This window comes from Martelella lutilitoris, assembly GCF_005924265.1.
GTDB classification, from domain to species: Bacteria; Pseudomonadota; Alphaproteobacteria; order Rhizobiales; family Rhizobiaceae; genus Martelella; species Martelella lutilitoris.
Genome location: NZ_VCLB01000005.1, coordinates 62855 through 78283 on the forward strand (window position 1 = coordinate 62855; position 15429 = coordinate 78283).

Genomic DNA, 15429 nt, shown 5'->3' on the forward strand with positions numbered 1-15429 from the left:
AGGCCTGCCGATGGATTTTCGCGAAAAACTGAGGATCGAGCCCGCAAGCGCGGTTCGGCTTGCCGATATCGACCCGTCCTTTCACGGCAGCATCAAGGACAAGGAAGAGGGCAAGGCGGAGCTTGACGCTGTTCTCGACGAGATCACGCCGCTGCAGGAAAAGCTCTATGCCGAAAAGAAACACGCGCTTCTTGTCGTGCTGCAGGGCATCGATGCCGCGGGCAAGGACGGCGTTTGCTGGCATGTGATCCGGGCGATGAACCCGCAGGGCACCTATGTGGCGAGCTTCAAACAGCCGACCGAAACGGAAAAGGCCCATGATTTCCTCTGGCGCGTGCATCAGCGCACGCCGGCGCTGGGCCAGGTCGCCGTCTTCAACCGTTCGCATTACGAAGATGTCCTCGTTGCCCGCGTTCACAATCTGGTGCCTGAAAGCGTGTGGTCGAAGCGATACCGGCAGATCAACCATTTCGAGGAGTTCCTCTCCGAAAACGGCGTCAGCATCGTCAAGTTCTTCCTCTATATCTCCAAGGACGAGCAGCTTGATCGCTTCGAGAAGCGGCTGGAGGACAAGGAGCGCCAGTGGAAGATTTCCGGCTCGGACTATTCCGAGCGGGAGCGCTGGGACGACTATATCGCGGCCTATGAGGACATGCTGTCGAAATGCTCAACCGAGCATGCGCCCTGGTATGTGCTGCCGGCCAACCGGAAGTGGTTCCGCAACCTGGCGGCGGCGAAGATCATCCACCAGACCCTTCTCGACATGCGGATCGAAACGCCCCAGCCGACGGTGGATCTGGCCGAGATCTATCGCAAATATCACCATGCCGTGCGCAGCGGCTAAGCTGCATATTTCCTGGCAACGTTCAGATAGGTTATGTTGCGCTGCCACAATATTACTTGATAATAGCTTGATTTGTGTCATCATCGTCTTGGGTGCGGGCTGCTGACGACCCAATTGGTTTTATTGCATCGCATCATTTTACCCTTTTTGGTTGTCCAAAGTGAAGACGACCTGACGACGTTCCTTGCGGTTCGTTATCGCTTCGACATCGACTCCTTTCAGGAGGGCGCGAAGGACATGCGACTTTTAAACTGCCACTATTGCGGACACCATCTTCGCTTCGGGCCTGCAGTCTGTACTGCCTGCAGCATGCCGACGCCGTTGGCCAATCGCAGCCGGTTCTGGGCGAAGGTTCTGCTGGGAACCGTGGTCGCGCTGGTCGCCGCCCTGTTTGTGCTGGTGTTCTGAGGATAAGCCGTTCAATCGGGAAGCAAAAGCCGCACGCTTGCTGAACTTGCGCATGATTTCGGCTAAGTCACCGGGCGTTTGATGTGAACCGCCCGCCGATCCAGCTTTTTGCGCATCAGGTTGTCGAAAAACCGGATTCCACTTTTTCCCCCGATGCTCTAAGTTGAATATCTTCAAGGGTTTGGGCGATGGTGCCCGACCGATGAGGAAACCAACTTGGTTGCGCCATGGGTTGAGAGCGCCCTGCGTCGTTCGGACGCGTCAAGGACGCTCTCACTGACGATGCGCCAGCGAAAGGAAGGGCAGAGTGGAGCTTGCGATCCTCGTCGCAATCGCTGCAGGCATTTTTGCCGTTATCGGGCTGAGCGAACCGCTGGCGGCGCGCCTCAGGCTTCCGTTTTCCGTGATCCTTGCCGCAATGGGCATCGGTATCGGCATCACCGCCACTTTCTTCTGGCAGACGAGCCTGACCAATGCGCTCAACCCGCTGGCGCACGGCATATTGAACCTACCGATCCGGGCGAGCTTCTTTCTCAATGTCTTCCTGCCGCTGCTTGTGTTCCAGGTGGCGCTCAATATCGACATCCGGCGCATGCTGGACGACTGGGTGCCGATCATTGTTCTGGCGGTCCTTGCGGTTTTCGTGGCCATGCTCGCCGTCGGCTTTGCGCTTTACCCGGTCGCCGGGCTGCCGCTTGCCGCCTGCCTTCTGGTCGGCGCGATCGTCTCCACCACCGATCCCTCCGCCGTCGTCTCGATCTTCAAGGCGACGCCGTCGCCCCAGCGGCTGGCGCGTATCGTCGAGGGGGAGAGCTTGCTGAACGATGCGGCGGCAATCGCCTTGTTCTCGCTGTTTCTGGGCTTCGTCACCGTCAATGTCGCCAATCCGAAGATCGGCCCGGCGCTTGTCACCTTTCCCTGGATTGCCGGCGTCGGCGGCCTGATCGGCATTGCCGCCGGGCGGTTTGCCGTCGAGGTAATCGCGCGCATGCCGGATTTTCCGCGCGGTCAGATCTCGGCCTCGGTGGCCGTGCCGCTCCTGACCTATCTGCTGGCGGAGCAGTTCTCCGCCTCGGGCGTGATCGCCGTCGTCGCGGCGGGGCTCACCATCAACCTGCACATGACCGCCCGGTTCACGCCGGCCGCCAACCTGCAGATGCGCGACACCTGGGACCTGATCGCCCACTGGGCCGGCTCGCTGATCTTCATCCTCGCCGCCATCCTTATTCCGAAACTCCTGTCGGAATTCGTGCTCTACGACCTGTTCCTGATTGCGATCGTGGTGGTCGCGGCGCTTGTCGCGCGGGCGCTCATCCTGTTCGGCGTCCTGCCGGTGCTTGCCGTTCTCAGGCTGTCGCCGAAAATGGAACGGCCTTACAGCGTGGCCATCCTTTGGGGTGGTCTCAGAGGCGCGGTGACGCTGGCTCTGGCGCTGGCGGTCACCGAGAACCGCTACGTGCCGCAGGACATCAAGCATCAGGTCGGCCTGATCGCCACTGGGTTCACGCTGTTCACCCTGATCGTGCAGGGCACGACGCTGCGCTGGATCATCCACAAGCTGAAGCTCGACAGGCTCAGCCCGCTCGATGTCGCGCTCAGCAACCAGGTGATCGCGGTCGCGTTGCAGAGCGTGCGCGAGCGGGTCTCCGAGACCGCGCGCGACCTTGGCCTGACGCGCGAGATCGTCCGCGACGAGGCCAAGCGCTTCGCCGAGCGCGTCGATGCCGCCGTGGAGGAGACCGACGCGACGGAACAGCTTCAGGATCGCGACCGGATCACGCTCGGCCTCGTCGCGCTGGCTGCCCATGAGCGCGATTCGATCCTCGACGGCTATCGCGACCAGATCATCTCCGCCGACCTTGCCGAGCGTCTGGTCATCGGCGCCGACATGATCATCGAGGCGACGCGGACAAGCGGGCGCGCCGGCTACCGCGCGGCCTCGCGCCGGGTCTACGCAACGAACCTGCGCTTCCGCGTGGCGACGCTGCTGCACAACTACCTCGGCATCGCCCGGCCGCTCGCCAGCCTTCTGGAAGACCGGTTCGATGTCCTCGTGTCCTACAGCATGGTGCTGCCGCGCCTGGAGCTGTTCATTGACGAACGCATCCGCCGCATCCATGGCCGGCGCGTGGCCGAACTCCTGCACGAACTGCTCAACCGCCGCCTCGAGGAGGCGCGCCGGGAACTTGAGACCCTCAGGCTTCAATTTCCCGGCTATGCCGAGGAACTGGAGCGGCGGCTGATCCGGCGCACCACGCTGCAGCTTGAGGAGGGCGAATACGAGGCGCTGGTGGAAGATGGATTGATCGGTCCCGAACTGCGCGCGACCCTCGGTGCGGATATCGACAAGCGACGGGCGCAGCTGAAGGGCAGGCCGGTTCTCGACCTGAAGCAGCAGAAGCGCGTTGCTGTCGAGGGTTTTGCCGCCTTTTCGGATTTCAACGAGCGCGAGCGCAAGCTGCTGCGAAAGAAGATCCGCATCGTCTACGCCGCACCCGGCCAGCATATCCTGAGGAAGGAGAGCTCGGCCCGCGAAGTTTGGTTCATCGCCGCCGGCACGGTGAATGTCGTCACCGACGGCGTGAAGCTCAGGCTGACGGAGGGGGAGCTCTTCGGCCAGTTCGCCGTTCTGGCCAAGCGCCGTCGTCCGATCCAGGTGACGGCGGTGACGGATTGCACGTTGCTGACGCTGGACGAGCATACCGTCCGCACCTTCATGGCGCGCGAAGGCGCCTTCCGGCGGGCCGTCATTCAAAGCGCTGCCGAGCGCGGCGTTATCATTCCGCCTGAGACCTTCGATCGTCCGGCGGACGAACAAACAGCCGAGATCCGCGCGATCCTGGTGAAATCCGGCTCGCTCAAGCCGCGGCCGCGGAGACGCTTCTACCAAAGCGGATTTTGACCGAGCCTCTAACGCGGTCCGCACCAATTTCGTGAAGTTCGCTGACGTGTTCCGGAGCTTCCGGCGCAAATTTCCGGTTTTTGGTTTGGATCGTCAAATTGCCTCTTGCGCGCCCGGCATCGAAAGTCTAATGGGGACGGGCCGTTATGGCTGGTCGGGGTGTAGCGCAGCCCGGTAGCGCACTTGACTGGGGGTCAAGGGGTCGTGGGTTCGAATCCCGCCACCCCGACCATTTAAACTTCCCCCAAATCTTTCTGGAAATACAGGCGGATAGGGTCGGTTCGGATCGTGAACCGGGCCAATCGCCCTTTGGTCCGTCCACGCTTTCCCGCCAACCCTCCCGTGGTGGAAACGGTTTCCAAACAGCTGGAAAAGCATTAAAGGTCGCTTGAGAGCAACCGGAACGGGCATGGCCCGCTCCATAAGGGAGAAGAACGATGGATGATGCCGTCAAGGGCTGCTGTGCCGTCTCGCGCAATGCAGGAGAGCCGGCGCCCGCCTCGGCCCCCGCTGCCGCGCCTTCTGTTGCCGGCGAGCGTTCCAACGCGATCTTCATCCCCGGCGGACGCAGCCATGTCGGCATGGACAACCCGGTCATCCCGCTCGACGGCGAAGGGCCGGCGCGCAGCGTCAAGCTCAATGACTATAGGCTTGAAGCCCAGACGGTGACGATCGGCCGTTTTGCCGACTTCGTCGCCGCGACGGGTTATGTCAGTGAGGCGGAGCGCTTCGGTTGGTCGGCCGTTTTTGCCGGGCTTCTGCCCGCCGAGACCGAGGTGACGGGCAACGCGCCGTCGACGCCCTGGTGGGTGCGGATCGACGGCGCCAGCTGGCGTCAGCCGGAGGGGCCGGGAAGTTCGATCGACGACAGGCTCGATCACCCCGTCACCCAGGTGTCCCATGCCGATGCGCTCGCCTTTGCCGAATGGGTCGGCGGCAGGCTTCCGAGCGAGGCGGAATGGGAACGCGCGGCCCATGGCGGCGTGCGCGGCCGCAAATTTGCCTGGGGCAATGACGAGCCGGATGACGAGACCATTTTCTGCAATATCTGGCAGGGCACGTTCCCGCATACCAATACCATGGCCGACGGCTATATGGGGACAGCCCCGGCACGGTCGTTCGAACCGAACGAAGGCGGGTTCTACAACATGGCCGGCAATGTCTGGGAATGGACGGCAGATCCCTACCGCATCCGTTCGCTGTCGCGCCACGCCAAGAAGCGCAATGCCGACGCGGTTGCCGCTAACGAACGGCTGTTGAAGGGCGGGTCCTTCCTCTGCCACATCTCCTATTGCTATCGCTACCGGATTGCCGCCCGCATGGCGCTCACGCCCGACAGCGCGGCGAGCAATGTCGGGTTTCGCGTCGCCTATGACGCGTGAGGCCTGCGTCTGAACCGTATCTCAGGCGATGCCCGCGCCTGAACGTTTCTTCGGCATGCGTTCCGGATGGACGCCGGCCTGGGCCAGGGTGCGGTCGAGAAGCTGTTCGTAGATCGGATGACCGCCGATCCACTGCGCCACAAGATTGGCCGTCAGGCAGGTGGCGATCAGCGGCAGCGTCATCGTGTAGGCGCCGGTGAGTTCCAGCGTCAGCGCCACGCCGACGATCGGCGCGCGCACCGAAGCGGAGAACAGTCCGCCCATGGCGGCAATGCCGAAGGCCAGCGGCACGGCGGCGCCTGCGGGCAGCAGACCCGAAAGCGCGGTGCCGAAGGCCAGCCCGATGCAGATGGCAAGCGCCAGCATCGGCGCGAAGATGCCGCCCGGCGTGCCGGCCGAATAGCTGGCGACCATGCTGACATAGCGCAGCACCGCAAGACCCAGCAACGCGCTGAGCGCCATGTTGTCGCGCGCCATCATCACGATCACATTCTCGCCGCCGGTCACGGCGCGCGGAAACAGGATGAACAGCGCGCCGACGGCAAGGCCGATCAGCGCCGGCATCAGATAGGGCACGCGCTTGTGCATGGCCATGACAAAGTTGCTTACGCCCATGATCGCGGCGTTGAGGCTGACGCCGACCGCGCCGAGCACGCAGCCGAGGATGACGAAAGCCGGCAAAAGCGCCAGTTCGGGCGTCGGTACGGACATGGAAAAATCCGGCGCCGTGCCGCCGATCATCTCCGTCATCACAGTGGCGAAGAAGGCCGCGGCGATCACGCCCATATAGGTGCGGAAGGTGTAGGGAAACTGACTGTGCGTTTCCTCGATGATGAACAGCACGGCGGCGAGCGGCGCATTGAAGGCGCAGGCAAGGCCGGCCGCGGCACCCGCGCCGAGAAGCCCGCGCCGCTCCACGTCCGAGACCTTGAAGAAACTGGTGATCGCCGCCGAAATCGATGCGCCGATATGGATGGTCGGCCCCTCGCGACCGAGCACCAGCCCTGAAGAAAGCGCGGCGATGCCGGTGAGGTATTTGACCGGCAGCACCTTGCGCCAGTGCACGGTGCGCAGGTTGCTCATCGCGCCCTCGATCTCCTGAACGCCGCTGCCGCCGGCCTCGGGCGCATAGCGGCGCACGATATAGACCGAGGCGACCGTGAGACACATGGTGATGAGGGCGGCAACGCCGACCAGCGGCGCGCCGTCGAGATGGCGCGACAGAACCGCCGGCCAGGTGAGCAGCCTGTCGATGATCATGTGGAAGAAGGAGCCCGCCGTGCCGGTCAAGATTCCCGCAGCCGCGGCCAGGACGATAAAGCGGACCTCGGCACGCCGGTCGCCGGGTTGATCGGGAAGTTGGGACATGTCATCCATGAAGAACGGCCGGATCGCAAGGGGTCAATATCAACGCAAAAAGCGGGTATGCAGAGCCCTTCGAGAACAAAGGCGCGCCGTGTTTCATCCCCCTTTACGCAACTTCAGTATGCAGACAAGCTGGGTGAAGTCCAGCCTTGCCCAGGGTCGATGCACAACTCGCGCCTGCGGCGTCATCAAATCTTTAGACTGCCTTGTTTAGTAAAGGGAAAAATGAAAAGGAAATGTGTCGTGACGGATGCCACTGCCGGTGATTTTGCGCTGAGCGCGCCCCTAACGCCGCTTGCGCGGATAACTGACCAATCGCCGTTGACGCTGAAGCCTGAAACAAGCGCGGGCGAAGCGGTGAGGCTTTTTGCTGCAAACGGCGCCAGGCCCGTGACCATGGCCTGCATCCGCGACGCGGAGGGGCTTTTTGCCGGCGTCGTCTCTCTGCACGACTGCCTTCGCCGCAAGCCTGACGACCCTGTCGGCGCCTTCGCGCGCGCCGATGCGAAAGTCGCCCTTGCCGAGCGTTCGGCTGAAAGCGTCTCCCATGAGATGGTGGAGGGCAGCATCGACTTCTTGCCGGTCGTCGACCGGCAGAACCGGCTCGTCGGCGTGATCGACGGGGCGCGGGCGAGCCGTTTCGTCGTTGACGCGCTGCAGGAGGATGCCGGGGTTTTCGTCGGCCTTTCGGGCGCCGTCAATGACGACTATTTCGAACATTCGGTCTGGTCGGATTTCCGCCGCCGCTTTCCCTGGGTGCTGGGTCTCGCGATTGCGGGCCTCGCCGCGGGCTATGTCGTCCATATCTACGAAAGCGCGCTCGATGCGCTGGTGATCCTTGCGCTCTACATGCCGATGGTGGCCGATACCGGCGGCAATGTCGGCACGCAGTCGGCCAGCCTCGTTACCCGCGTGCTGACCACCGGCAGCATAAAATGGGCCGAGGCCGGCGCCATCATGTGGCGGGAGGTCCGCGTTTCGCTGCTCATGGCGGCGATGCTGTTTGCCTTCGCCTTTCTCAAGGTTGTGCTGATCTCCAATGCCGCCGATGTGCCCGAAGGGCTGACGCTTGAGGGCATCGGTCTGGCGATTGCCGTCGCCCTCGCGGCTCAGGTGGTTTCCGCCACGTTGATCGGCGCGCTCCTGCCGCTCGGCGCGATCGCAGTGAAGCAGGACCCGGCCGTCGTCTCCGGTCCGGCGCTGACCACGATCGTCGACCTGACCGGGCTGCTTCTCTATTTCACCATCACGACCATGATGCTTGGCATCGTTGTGGTTCACCAGTAACGGCTCATGCGGCGGCGTTGTCGCCCGCATGGCGGGCCTCGCGCATGCTGAGCGCGGCTGCGAGCGCGAAACAGAAGGCGCCGAACCAGAGATTGGCGTTGGAGACATCCATGACGACGGCGGAAACGCCGTGGCGCGGCACATAGGCAAGCGTCGAGGCGATCATGAAGGCGACGCAGCCGGCAAGGTTGATTGCCGCGATCCACCAGCCGAGCTCGCGGCGCGGCCGGGAAAGGTGCGCATGGCCGACCTCGATATAGGCGAGATAGGCCGAAACCAGGAACAGCACCGAGCCGATCATGCCCGGCGTCCAGATCACGAGATCCTGCGCGACCCAGCCCTTTGGCGTGTTGATGGCGTCAAAGGTGTTGAAGTTGAAGGCGACCGTGCCGATGAACTGCGTCGCGGCACTGAGCCAGCCGGGGCTATCCGGGCTCCAGCCGAAGAGCCTCGGCCTGACGCCGGTCCCCGCCGCCGTCTGGTCGGCATTGGCCGCCTGGAACAGCTGCAGATAGGCCGCCGTGGTGAACGGGATCGATCCTGCGAAGAAGGTGACATTGGTCGTCCAGTCCGGCAGCCCGGCGACGATCTTCGGAAAGAGCGCCATCGCGCTTCCCGCCATGAACAGCGAAGAACCGATCACGAAGATGAGGCCCATGATCCAGTTGTAGAGCGCGGTCTGCCAGGCCGGCGCGCGCACATGCTCAAGCGCGCGCTTCTGGCGGAACAGCCCTTTGCGGTGGTCGCGGGCGCGCCAGAGCAATCGCCGTCCGCCGCGCGTTTCATGGCGCAGCGTGACGAAGGGCCAGGGGCCCGCCTGAAGGGTCTCTTCCGCGTGGTTGACCTTTGATATCATGCGTTCTTCTGTCTGCTTGGTTGTGTTGAAACGGCGGTTGCCGGCGACTTTCGCCGCTGGCGTGACGAAGGTCAACTGCAGGCAATGGCACGGTGCTCGGAAAGAGAGCTTCTTTGCTGTTGATCGCGGACGCCATTCGGGCAAAGCTCGGCGCTGCCCGCAGGATGCGGGGAGGGACGGCGGCGCTGCCGCGCAACGAGAGGGATGAACAACGCATGGATCGTGCACACGACCCGAGCCAACTTGAAATGGTTGTACTGATGACGCCGGATATGGCGAATTTTTCCGGCAAAGTGCATGGCGGGGCACTTTTGAGCCTTCTCGACCGGGTGGCCTATTCCTGCGCCGCGCGCTTCTCACAGGATTACGCCGTGACGCTGTCGGTCGATCAGGTGACCTTTCGCGAGCCGATCAATGTCGGCGAACTCGTCACACTGCGTGCCTCCGTCAACTATACCGGCCATACCTCGATGGAAATCGGCATCCGCGTTGAGGCGGAGGATGTGCGCAGCGGCAAGCGCCGCCACACCAATTCCTGCTATTTCACCATGGTTGCGGTCGACGAGCACGGTAAGCCGACGCCGGTGCCGAAACTTAACCTCGAGGCGCCCGACAAGGAGCGCCGCTTCGAGGAAGCCAAGATGCGTCATCAGCTGCGCAAGGAATATGAGGCCCGCTTCAGGGAACTGAAATCGGACAGGGACTGAGGGGCAGGGTTGCGGTTCAGCGCGGTCTCCGCGGATTTTTTGCTGCGCTGCAACCGGTAAAGCGCGGCTCACATTTTCTTCAACTCGAGAGAATAGAAAAAATTCAAACACTTAAGTTGTTGAACAGTGCGTTCAGCATTTGCGAAATTGTCGAACACGCAAATTCCGCTAGCTGTAGCGGTGCACGCGACCATTCCGGTCCTGTCCAAACCGCATCAGCGAGAGGTTATTTATGTTCCGTTTTGCTACCACGGCTGTCGTTCTGTCCATGATGTCCGCTCCGGTTCTTGCCGCCCCGGTCTCCTATGAATTCGACAAGTCGCACAGCAACCTGTCATTCAGCTACAACCACCTCGGCTACTCGATCACCGACGGTCGTTTCGGTGACTGGGACGCCACGCTGACGATCGACACGGATGCGCCGGAAAACTCGTCGGTCGAATTCGTGATCGATGCGGACAGCCTCGACACGTTCTGGGACGCGCGCGACGAGCATTTCAAGAGCGCCGATTTCTTCGAAGTCGAGAACTATCCGGAGGTCACCTTCACCAGCACTGAGGTGAAGAAGCTGTCCGACACCGAGCTTGAGGTGACCGGTGACCTGACCATCAAGGATATCACCAAGCCCGCCGTGCTGACGGTGGAAGTCCTGTCGCTGGGCGAGCATCCGATGGCAGAAAAGCAGGCGGCCGGCTTCCTGATGGAAGCGACGGTCCTGCGCTCCGACTACGGCATGGACATGTACACGCCCTATATCAGTGACGAAGTCTCCGTCGTCTTTTCCGGCGAAGCGCTGATCGCCGAGTAACGGCTGACCAATGAGCGCGCGGGCGGAGCCCGATAGAGGTTCGCCCGCGTCTCTCGGAGATTTTCGATGATCAAGAACACCAGACATGGCTATGGCGCCGTCGCCATCCTGTTTCACTGGGTCATGGCGCTGCTTATTCTCGGCATGCTCGGTCTTGGGCTTTACATGGTGCGGTTGCCGCAGTCGGATCCGGACGCCTTCGCGCTGTTCCAGCTGCATAAGTCGATTGGCTTCGTGGTGCTGGCGCTCGCCGTGCTTCGGCTCCTGTGGCGGGCCGTCAACCCTTCGCCGAAACTGCCGGCGGAGATGCCGGTCTGGGAGAAGGGCGTCGCGCATCTCGGTCACACCGGGCTCTACGCGATGATGTTCCTGCTGCCGCTCTCCGGCTGGCTGGTGGTCTCGGCATCGCCCTGGGGCATCCCGACGATCGTCTTCAATCTTTTCGAGGTGCCGCATCTGCCGGTTCCGGGCGACAAGGCCGCAACGGAGGCGCTTGCCTCGACCGCGCATGAATATGGCGCCTATTTCCTCATCCTGCTGATTGTCGGCCATGTCGCCGCCGCCTTCAAGCATCACTTCATCGCCCGCGACGAGACGCTGAAGCGCATGGTACGACCCGCGCGCGGCGCCCGTCCCATACCCGGAGAATGACATGAACATCAAAGCCTTTGCTGCCGCGCTTGCGCTCGCAACAGCCTTTGCCTCGCCGGCACTCGCCGATACCTGGGCCGTCGATCACGACAACAGCACGCTCGGTTTCGAGGTGCCGCAGGGCGGCAAGACGCTTTCCGGCACATTCGAAAGCTGGTCGGCTTCGATTGATTTCGACCCGCAAGCGCCGGAAGACGCGCTCATCACCGTCGAGATCGACACTGGCAGTGCTCTAACCGGAAACGGCCAGTATGACGGCATGCTGGAGACGTCCGACTGGTTCGCTGTCAAGGAATTCGGTTCCGCCGATTTCACCACAGACAATGTCCTGGTTCTCGACGACGGCAGCTACAAGGCCGACGGCCTTCTGACCATCAAGGCGGTCACCCTGCCGATCGAGCTTAACTTCACGCTCGATATCGACGGCGATACGGCCCATGCCGTCGGCACGGCGACACTGGACCGCAAGGAATACAATCTCGGTCCCGCCGTGAACGCCGATACGGTCGGAGAGACGGTGACGGTGCTTCTAGATTTGACGGCGATGCGGTAAGCTCGCGCCACGAAGGGCCTTGTGAAAGGGCGCGCGTGGCAGAGATGCAGAAACACACAATCCACAACGAGCGCATCAAGCTTCTTGCGAATGCGCTCGACAGGGCTTCAACGGCCTCGATCGCCGCCGGTCTGATTGTCTCGTCTGTCTCGGCGCTTAGCCATGTCGAAGCGCTTTCAGGACTTGCCATCATTTCAAGCATGGTTTGGCTTTTGCCGCTTTTGCACTACATATGGGTGCAAGACACGTTCTCGGAAGGTTGAGAGAGCCATGAACAGCACAATGATATTTTTCTATTTCGTGCTGCCCCTGCTGGTCGCGGGGCTCGGCTGGGTGGCCGTTCTCGCCAACGACTGGAACGTGAAGCGACGGGAACGCCTCTTGCCGCCGGGAGAATGATCCCGGCGCGCATTCGTCGCTCAAACACTCGCAAAAGCGCTGCTTGCTTTATTCGTCGCTCATCTTCAGCGCGGCGATGAAGGCTTCCTGCGGGATTTCCACCTTGCCGAACTGGCGCATGCGCTTCTTGCCCGCCTTCTGCTTTTCCAGAAGCTTGCGCTTGCGGGTGGCGTCGCCGCCATAGCACTTGGCCGTGACGTCCTTCCGGAGCGCCGAGATCGTTTCGCGCGCGATCACATTGCCGCCGATGGCGGCCTGGATCGGAATCTTGAACATGTGCTTCGGGATCAGCTCCTTCAACTTCTCGCACATGTCGCGCCCGCGTTTTTCGGCGGCGGTGCGGTGCACCAGCATGGAGAGCGCGTCGACCGGCTCGCCGTTGACGAGGATCGACATCTTCACCAGATTGCCGGCGCGATAGTCGTCGAGGTGATAGTCGAACGAGGCATAGCCCTTGGAGATCGACTTCAGCCGGTCGTAGAAATCGAAGACGACCTCGTTGAGCGGCAGGTCGTAGGAAAGCATCGCCCGGTTGCCCACATAGGTGAGGTTGGTCTGGATGCCGCGCCGGTCCTGGCAGAGCTTCAGGATCGATCCGAGATGGTCGTCCGGCGTCAGGATCGAGGCCTTGATCCAGGGCTCGCGGATCTCGGCGATCTTGACCACTTCCGGCATGTCGGCCGGATTGTGCAGCTCGATCTCGCGCCCGTCCGTCATCGACATCTCGTAGACCACCGAAGGCGCGGTGGCGATCAGGTCGAGGTCGAACTCGCGCTCCAGCCGCTCCTGGATGATCTCCAGATGGAGAAGGCCGAGGAAGCCGCAGCGGAAGCCGAAGCCGAGGGCGGCCGAACTTTCCATTTCATAGGAGAAGGACGCATCGTTGAGGCGCAGCTTGCCGACGGCAGCGCGCAGATCCTCGAAATCATTGGCATCGACCGGGAACAACCCGCAGAACACGACAGGCTGGGCCGGCTTGAAGCCCGGCAGCATTTTTTCCGTCGGGCGCTTGTCCTCGGTGATCGTGTCGCCGACGCGGGTATCGGCCACTTCCTTGATGGAGGCGGTGATCACGCCGATCTCACCGGGGCCGAGCTCGTCGACAACCAGCATTTTCGGCGTCAGAACGCCGACGCGATCAATCGGGTATTTGGCATCCGTGCCCATCATGCGGATGGTCTGGCCCTTTCTCAGCACGCCGTCGATGACGCGCACCAGAACCATGACGCCGAGATAGGTGTCGTACCAACTGTCGACCAGCAGCGCCTTCAGCGGCGCATCGGCGCCCTTTTCGGTCTTCGGCGGGGGCAATCTGTGGACGATGGCTTCCAGCACGTCCGGCACGCCCATGCCGGTCTTGGCGGAGATCAGCAGCGCGTCGGAGGCATCGATGCCGATCACGTCCTCGATCTGCTCCTTCACCCGCTCCGGGTCGGCGGCCGGCAGGTCGGCCTTGTTCAAAACCGTGACCAGTTCGTGATCATTGTCGATCGCCTGATAGACGTTTGCGAGTGTCTGGGCTTCCACGCCTTGCGAGGCGTCGACCACCAGCAGCGACCCCTCGCACGCCGAAAGCGAGCGCGAAACCTCATAGGCGAAGTCGACATGGCCGGGCGTGTCGATCAGGTTCAGCACATAGGTCTCGCCGTTCTTCGCCTTGTAGTGCAGGCGCACGGTCTGGGCCTTGATGGTGATGCCGCGCTCGCGCTCGATATCCATGTTGTCGAGAACCTGGGCGGACATCTCACGCTCGGCAAGCCCGCCGCATGTCTGTATCAGGCGGTCGGCCAGCGTCGATTTCCCGTGGTCGATATGGGCCACGATGGAAAAGTTGCGGATATGGTCCAGTGGGATGCGGTCTTCATTTGTGCTCATGCGCGCGCATATAGCAGCGCGCGCGGTTTCTTGGAAGCGAAATTGCGGGGAGAGGGGCGGGGTCAGTAGGGACGTTTTGGGCAGCCCAGTTGTCGCTGTTCCTCAATGTTGGCATCGCGCTCCCTGTTTTTCTGGATGATCTCATAAGTGACGGCGACGATTTCGGCTTGCAAGTCGGAAAGCCGCGCTTCAAGTTCTTTTCGCTTCCGCAGGAGGTTTTCGACCTGAGAAATTGTCGAAGCAGAATTTATTGTCTGTAACATGGCGATTGCTTGCCGCCAACGACTGCCTGTGAACATACCGATGATATCGGAACCCGAGAGGTTAAATTCGTCCCCGATGCGGGCGAGGTCAAGTTCAAGCTCATGGATGGTTCCCTCTGCCCTTTGTCGTTCGGCAAGTCTTTCTTTTTTCTTGTCGCTTAGGCGACTGATTTCGTTGTTGATTGCCAATTCGATCCTTCTTAAACTGCGGCATGCATTTTCATTCTGGTCTGCAAGCATGGTTTCGTCCTTTTGCTTGTGGATTCCTCTTCCAGATTAAATGCTCGGACGCTGTCGGGGATTTGCGGGTATGAAAAGCGGCGTGAAGCGAATTTGCACTCTGGCGATATTGACCTTTGGCCTGATAACCAGCCGAGCCTACGCCGCCGACCCCGACATCTGGTTTCAGCGCCATCCGCAGCCGCCTGTTTGGGATCTGACGCCGGAAGAATTCGAGTTTCTCAATCCTCCGGGCTCCCACCTCGATTATACGACGCCGGGTTGCGGTGATTATCTGGAAAAGGCCTTTAGCGTCTATCTCAACCGTTATCCCGCTTATGCTGGCGGCAACAGCGACAGAGATGCGCTCTTCCAGCGATGGAAAAACTATGCCGAAATCAGTGAGGTCTCGAGGCTTCCCTTTTGTCTTACCGCGCCCTATGCCTACCGGCTCAAGAAGCTCGCTGAGGCGCCGGAAAGCGCGATTACGATTTCCTATTGCGGGCGGTATTCAGGCAAAGACAGTACGGTTGACGATAGTCGGGCACTTGCGCTGATCGACGAAGTGGAGCGCATTGCGCGCCGGGGTTCTGTCTCGGCATTTTCAAGCTTTCTTCAACTCGATGGCAACACCAAGGTGGTGCGCCTCAATCCCGATGTCCTTTATTTTCTGAAACAGTCTTTGATGAACGCCTCTCCAATCTTGAGGCCGGACTATTTGTTCGACGGCGCAGGGAATTGGGCCAACGATGCCTGGAACAGACCAGATCTTGAGCAACAGCTTTCGCCGGAACGCCGGGCGTTCGTGGATGGTGCGGTGTTGCGAAACGATCTTGCCGCCGTGCTGGAAACCACCGAACCGTGCGGGGATACGGCCTGGCGAGAGGCTGACTAGACCTGTATGTCAATT

16 protein-coding genes and 1 tRNA gene are annotated in these 15429 nt (G+C 61.5%); 12 read left to right on the forward strand and 5 right to left on the reverse strand.

Features of this window, described 5'->3' with window-relative positions; translation table 11 throughout:
• Positions 1-10 precede the first annotated feature (10 nt).
• The 5 genes from FF124_RS09475 (at position 11) to FF124_RS09495 (ending at position 5536) form a co-directional block, all read left to right on the forward strand.
• A complete protein-coding gene (locus tag FF124_RS09475) occupies positions 11-844 on the forward strand; it encodes a polyphosphate kinase 2 family protein (RefSeq protein WP_138748260.1) in 834 nt (277 codons plus the stop codon).
• 123 nt (positions 845-967) lie between these two features.
• The gene (locus tag FF124_RS20670) at positions 968-1252 is read left to right on the forward strand and encodes a hypothetical protein (RefSeq protein WP_138748261.1); all 285 of its coding nucleotides are present in this window, start codon (positions 968-970) and stop codon (positions 1250-1252) included.
• Between the two features lie 307 nt (positions 1253-1559).
• A complete protein-coding gene (locus tag FF124_RS09485; protein ID WP_138748262.1) occupies positions 1560-4154 on the forward strand; it encodes a cation:proton antiporter domain-containing protein in 2595 nt (864 codons plus the stop codon).
• A 155-nt stretch (positions 4155-4309) separates the two neighbouring features.
• A tRNA-Pro gene (locus FF124_RS09490) sits at positions 4310-4386 on the forward strand.
• 205 nt (positions 4387-4591) lie between these two features.
• Positions 4592-5536: a formylglycine-generating enzyme family protein gene (locus FF124_RS09495; protein WP_138748263.1), complete on the forward strand. Its 945-nt coding sequence runs from the start codon at positions 4592-4594 to the stop codon at positions 5534-5536.
• Between the two features lie 21 nt (positions 5537-5557).
• On the opposite strand, the gene clcA is transcribed toward FF124_RS09495, so the two are convergent.
• A complete protein-coding gene (gene clcA, locus FF124_RS09500; RefSeq protein ID WP_425462522.1) occupies positions 5558-6904 on the reverse strand; it encodes a H(+)/Cl(-) exchange transporter ClcA in 1347 nt (448 codons plus the stop codon).
• Between the two features lie 185 nt (positions 6905-7089).
• Entirely contained in the window at positions 7090-7299 is a 210-nt protein-coding gene (locus FF124_RS20760) for a hypothetical protein (protein WP_246072375.1), read from the reverse strand.
• On the opposite strand from FF124_RS20760, the gene FF124_RS09505 reads away from it, so the two are divergent.
• Entirely contained in the window at positions 7259-8188 is a 930-nt protein-coding gene (locus tag FF124_RS09505; protein ID WP_246072365.1) for a magnesium transporter, read from the forward strand. The genes FF124_RS20760 and FF124_RS09505 overlap by 41 nt on opposite strands.
• 4 nt (positions 8189-8192) lie before the next feature.
• Here FF124_RS09505 and FF124_RS09510 read toward each other — a convergent pair whose 3' ends face one another.
• On the reverse strand, positions 8193-9044 hold the full coding sequence (locus tag FF124_RS09510; protein ID WP_138748266.1) for a hypothetical protein: 852 nt from the start codon (positions 9042-9044) through the stop codon (positions 8193-8195).
• 215 nt (positions 9045-9259) lie between these two features.
• On the opposite strand from FF124_RS09510, the gene FF124_RS09515 reads away from it, so the two are divergent.
• From FF124_RS09515 to FF124_RS09535, 5 genes are all read left to right on the forward strand, one after another.
• Entirely contained in the window at positions 9260-9751 is a 492-nt protein-coding gene (locus tag FF124_RS09515) for an acyl-CoA thioesterase (RefSeq protein WP_138748267.1), read from the forward strand.
• Positions 9752-9983: 232 nt separating this feature from the next.
• On the forward strand, positions 9984-10559 hold the full coding sequence (locus tag FF124_RS09520; RefSeq protein ID WP_138748268.1) for a YceI family protein: 576 nt from the start codon (positions 9984-9986) through the stop codon (positions 10557-10559).
• Positions 10560-10625: 66 nt separating this feature from the next.
• Positions 10626-11210, forward strand: coding sequence for a cytochrome b (locus FF124_RS09525; RefSeq protein WP_138748269.1), 585 nt, complete (start codon positions 10626-10628; stop codon positions 11208-11210).
• Position 11211: 1 nt separating this feature from the next.
• The gene (locus FF124_RS09530) at positions 11212-11763 is read left to right on the forward strand and encodes a YceI family protein (protein ID WP_138748270.1); all 552 of its coding nucleotides are present in this window, start codon (positions 11212-11214) and stop codon (positions 11761-11763) included.
• A 44-nt stretch (positions 11764-11807) separates the two neighbouring features.
• Positions 11808-12026, forward strand: coding sequence for a hypothetical protein (locus FF124_RS09535; protein ID WP_138748271.1), 219 nt, complete (start codon positions 11808-11810; stop codon positions 12024-12026).
• A gap of 184 nt (positions 12027-12210) precedes the next feature.
• Here the strand turns inward: FF124_RS09535 and lepA are convergent, their stop codons facing one another.
• Both lepA and FF124_RS09545 read right to left on the reverse strand, forming a co-directional pair.
• The gene (gene lepA / locus FF124_RS09540; RefSeq protein WP_138748272.1) at positions 12211-14037 is read right to left on the reverse strand and encodes a translation elongation factor 4; all 1827 of its coding nucleotides are present in this window, start codon (positions 14035-14037) and stop codon (positions 12211-12213) included.
• A gap of 62 nt (positions 14038-14099) precedes the next feature.
• Positions 14100-14540 carry a hypothetical protein gene (locus tag FF124_RS09545; RefSeq protein ID WP_138748273.1) on the reverse strand — a complete coding sequence of 147 codons (441 nt, stop codon included), beginning with the start codon at positions 14538-14540 and terminating at the stop codon, positions 14100-14102.
• A 70-nt stretch (positions 14541-14610) separates the two neighbouring features.
• Between FF124_RS09545 and FF124_RS09550 the strand changes: the two genes are divergently transcribed.
• Positions 14611-15414 carry a hypothetical protein gene (locus tag FF124_RS09550; protein ID WP_138748274.1) on the forward strand — a complete coding sequence of 268 codons (804 nt, stop codon included), beginning with the start codon at positions 14611-14613 and terminating at the stop codon, positions 15412-15414.
• Positions 15415-15429: the final 15 nt, after the last annotated feature.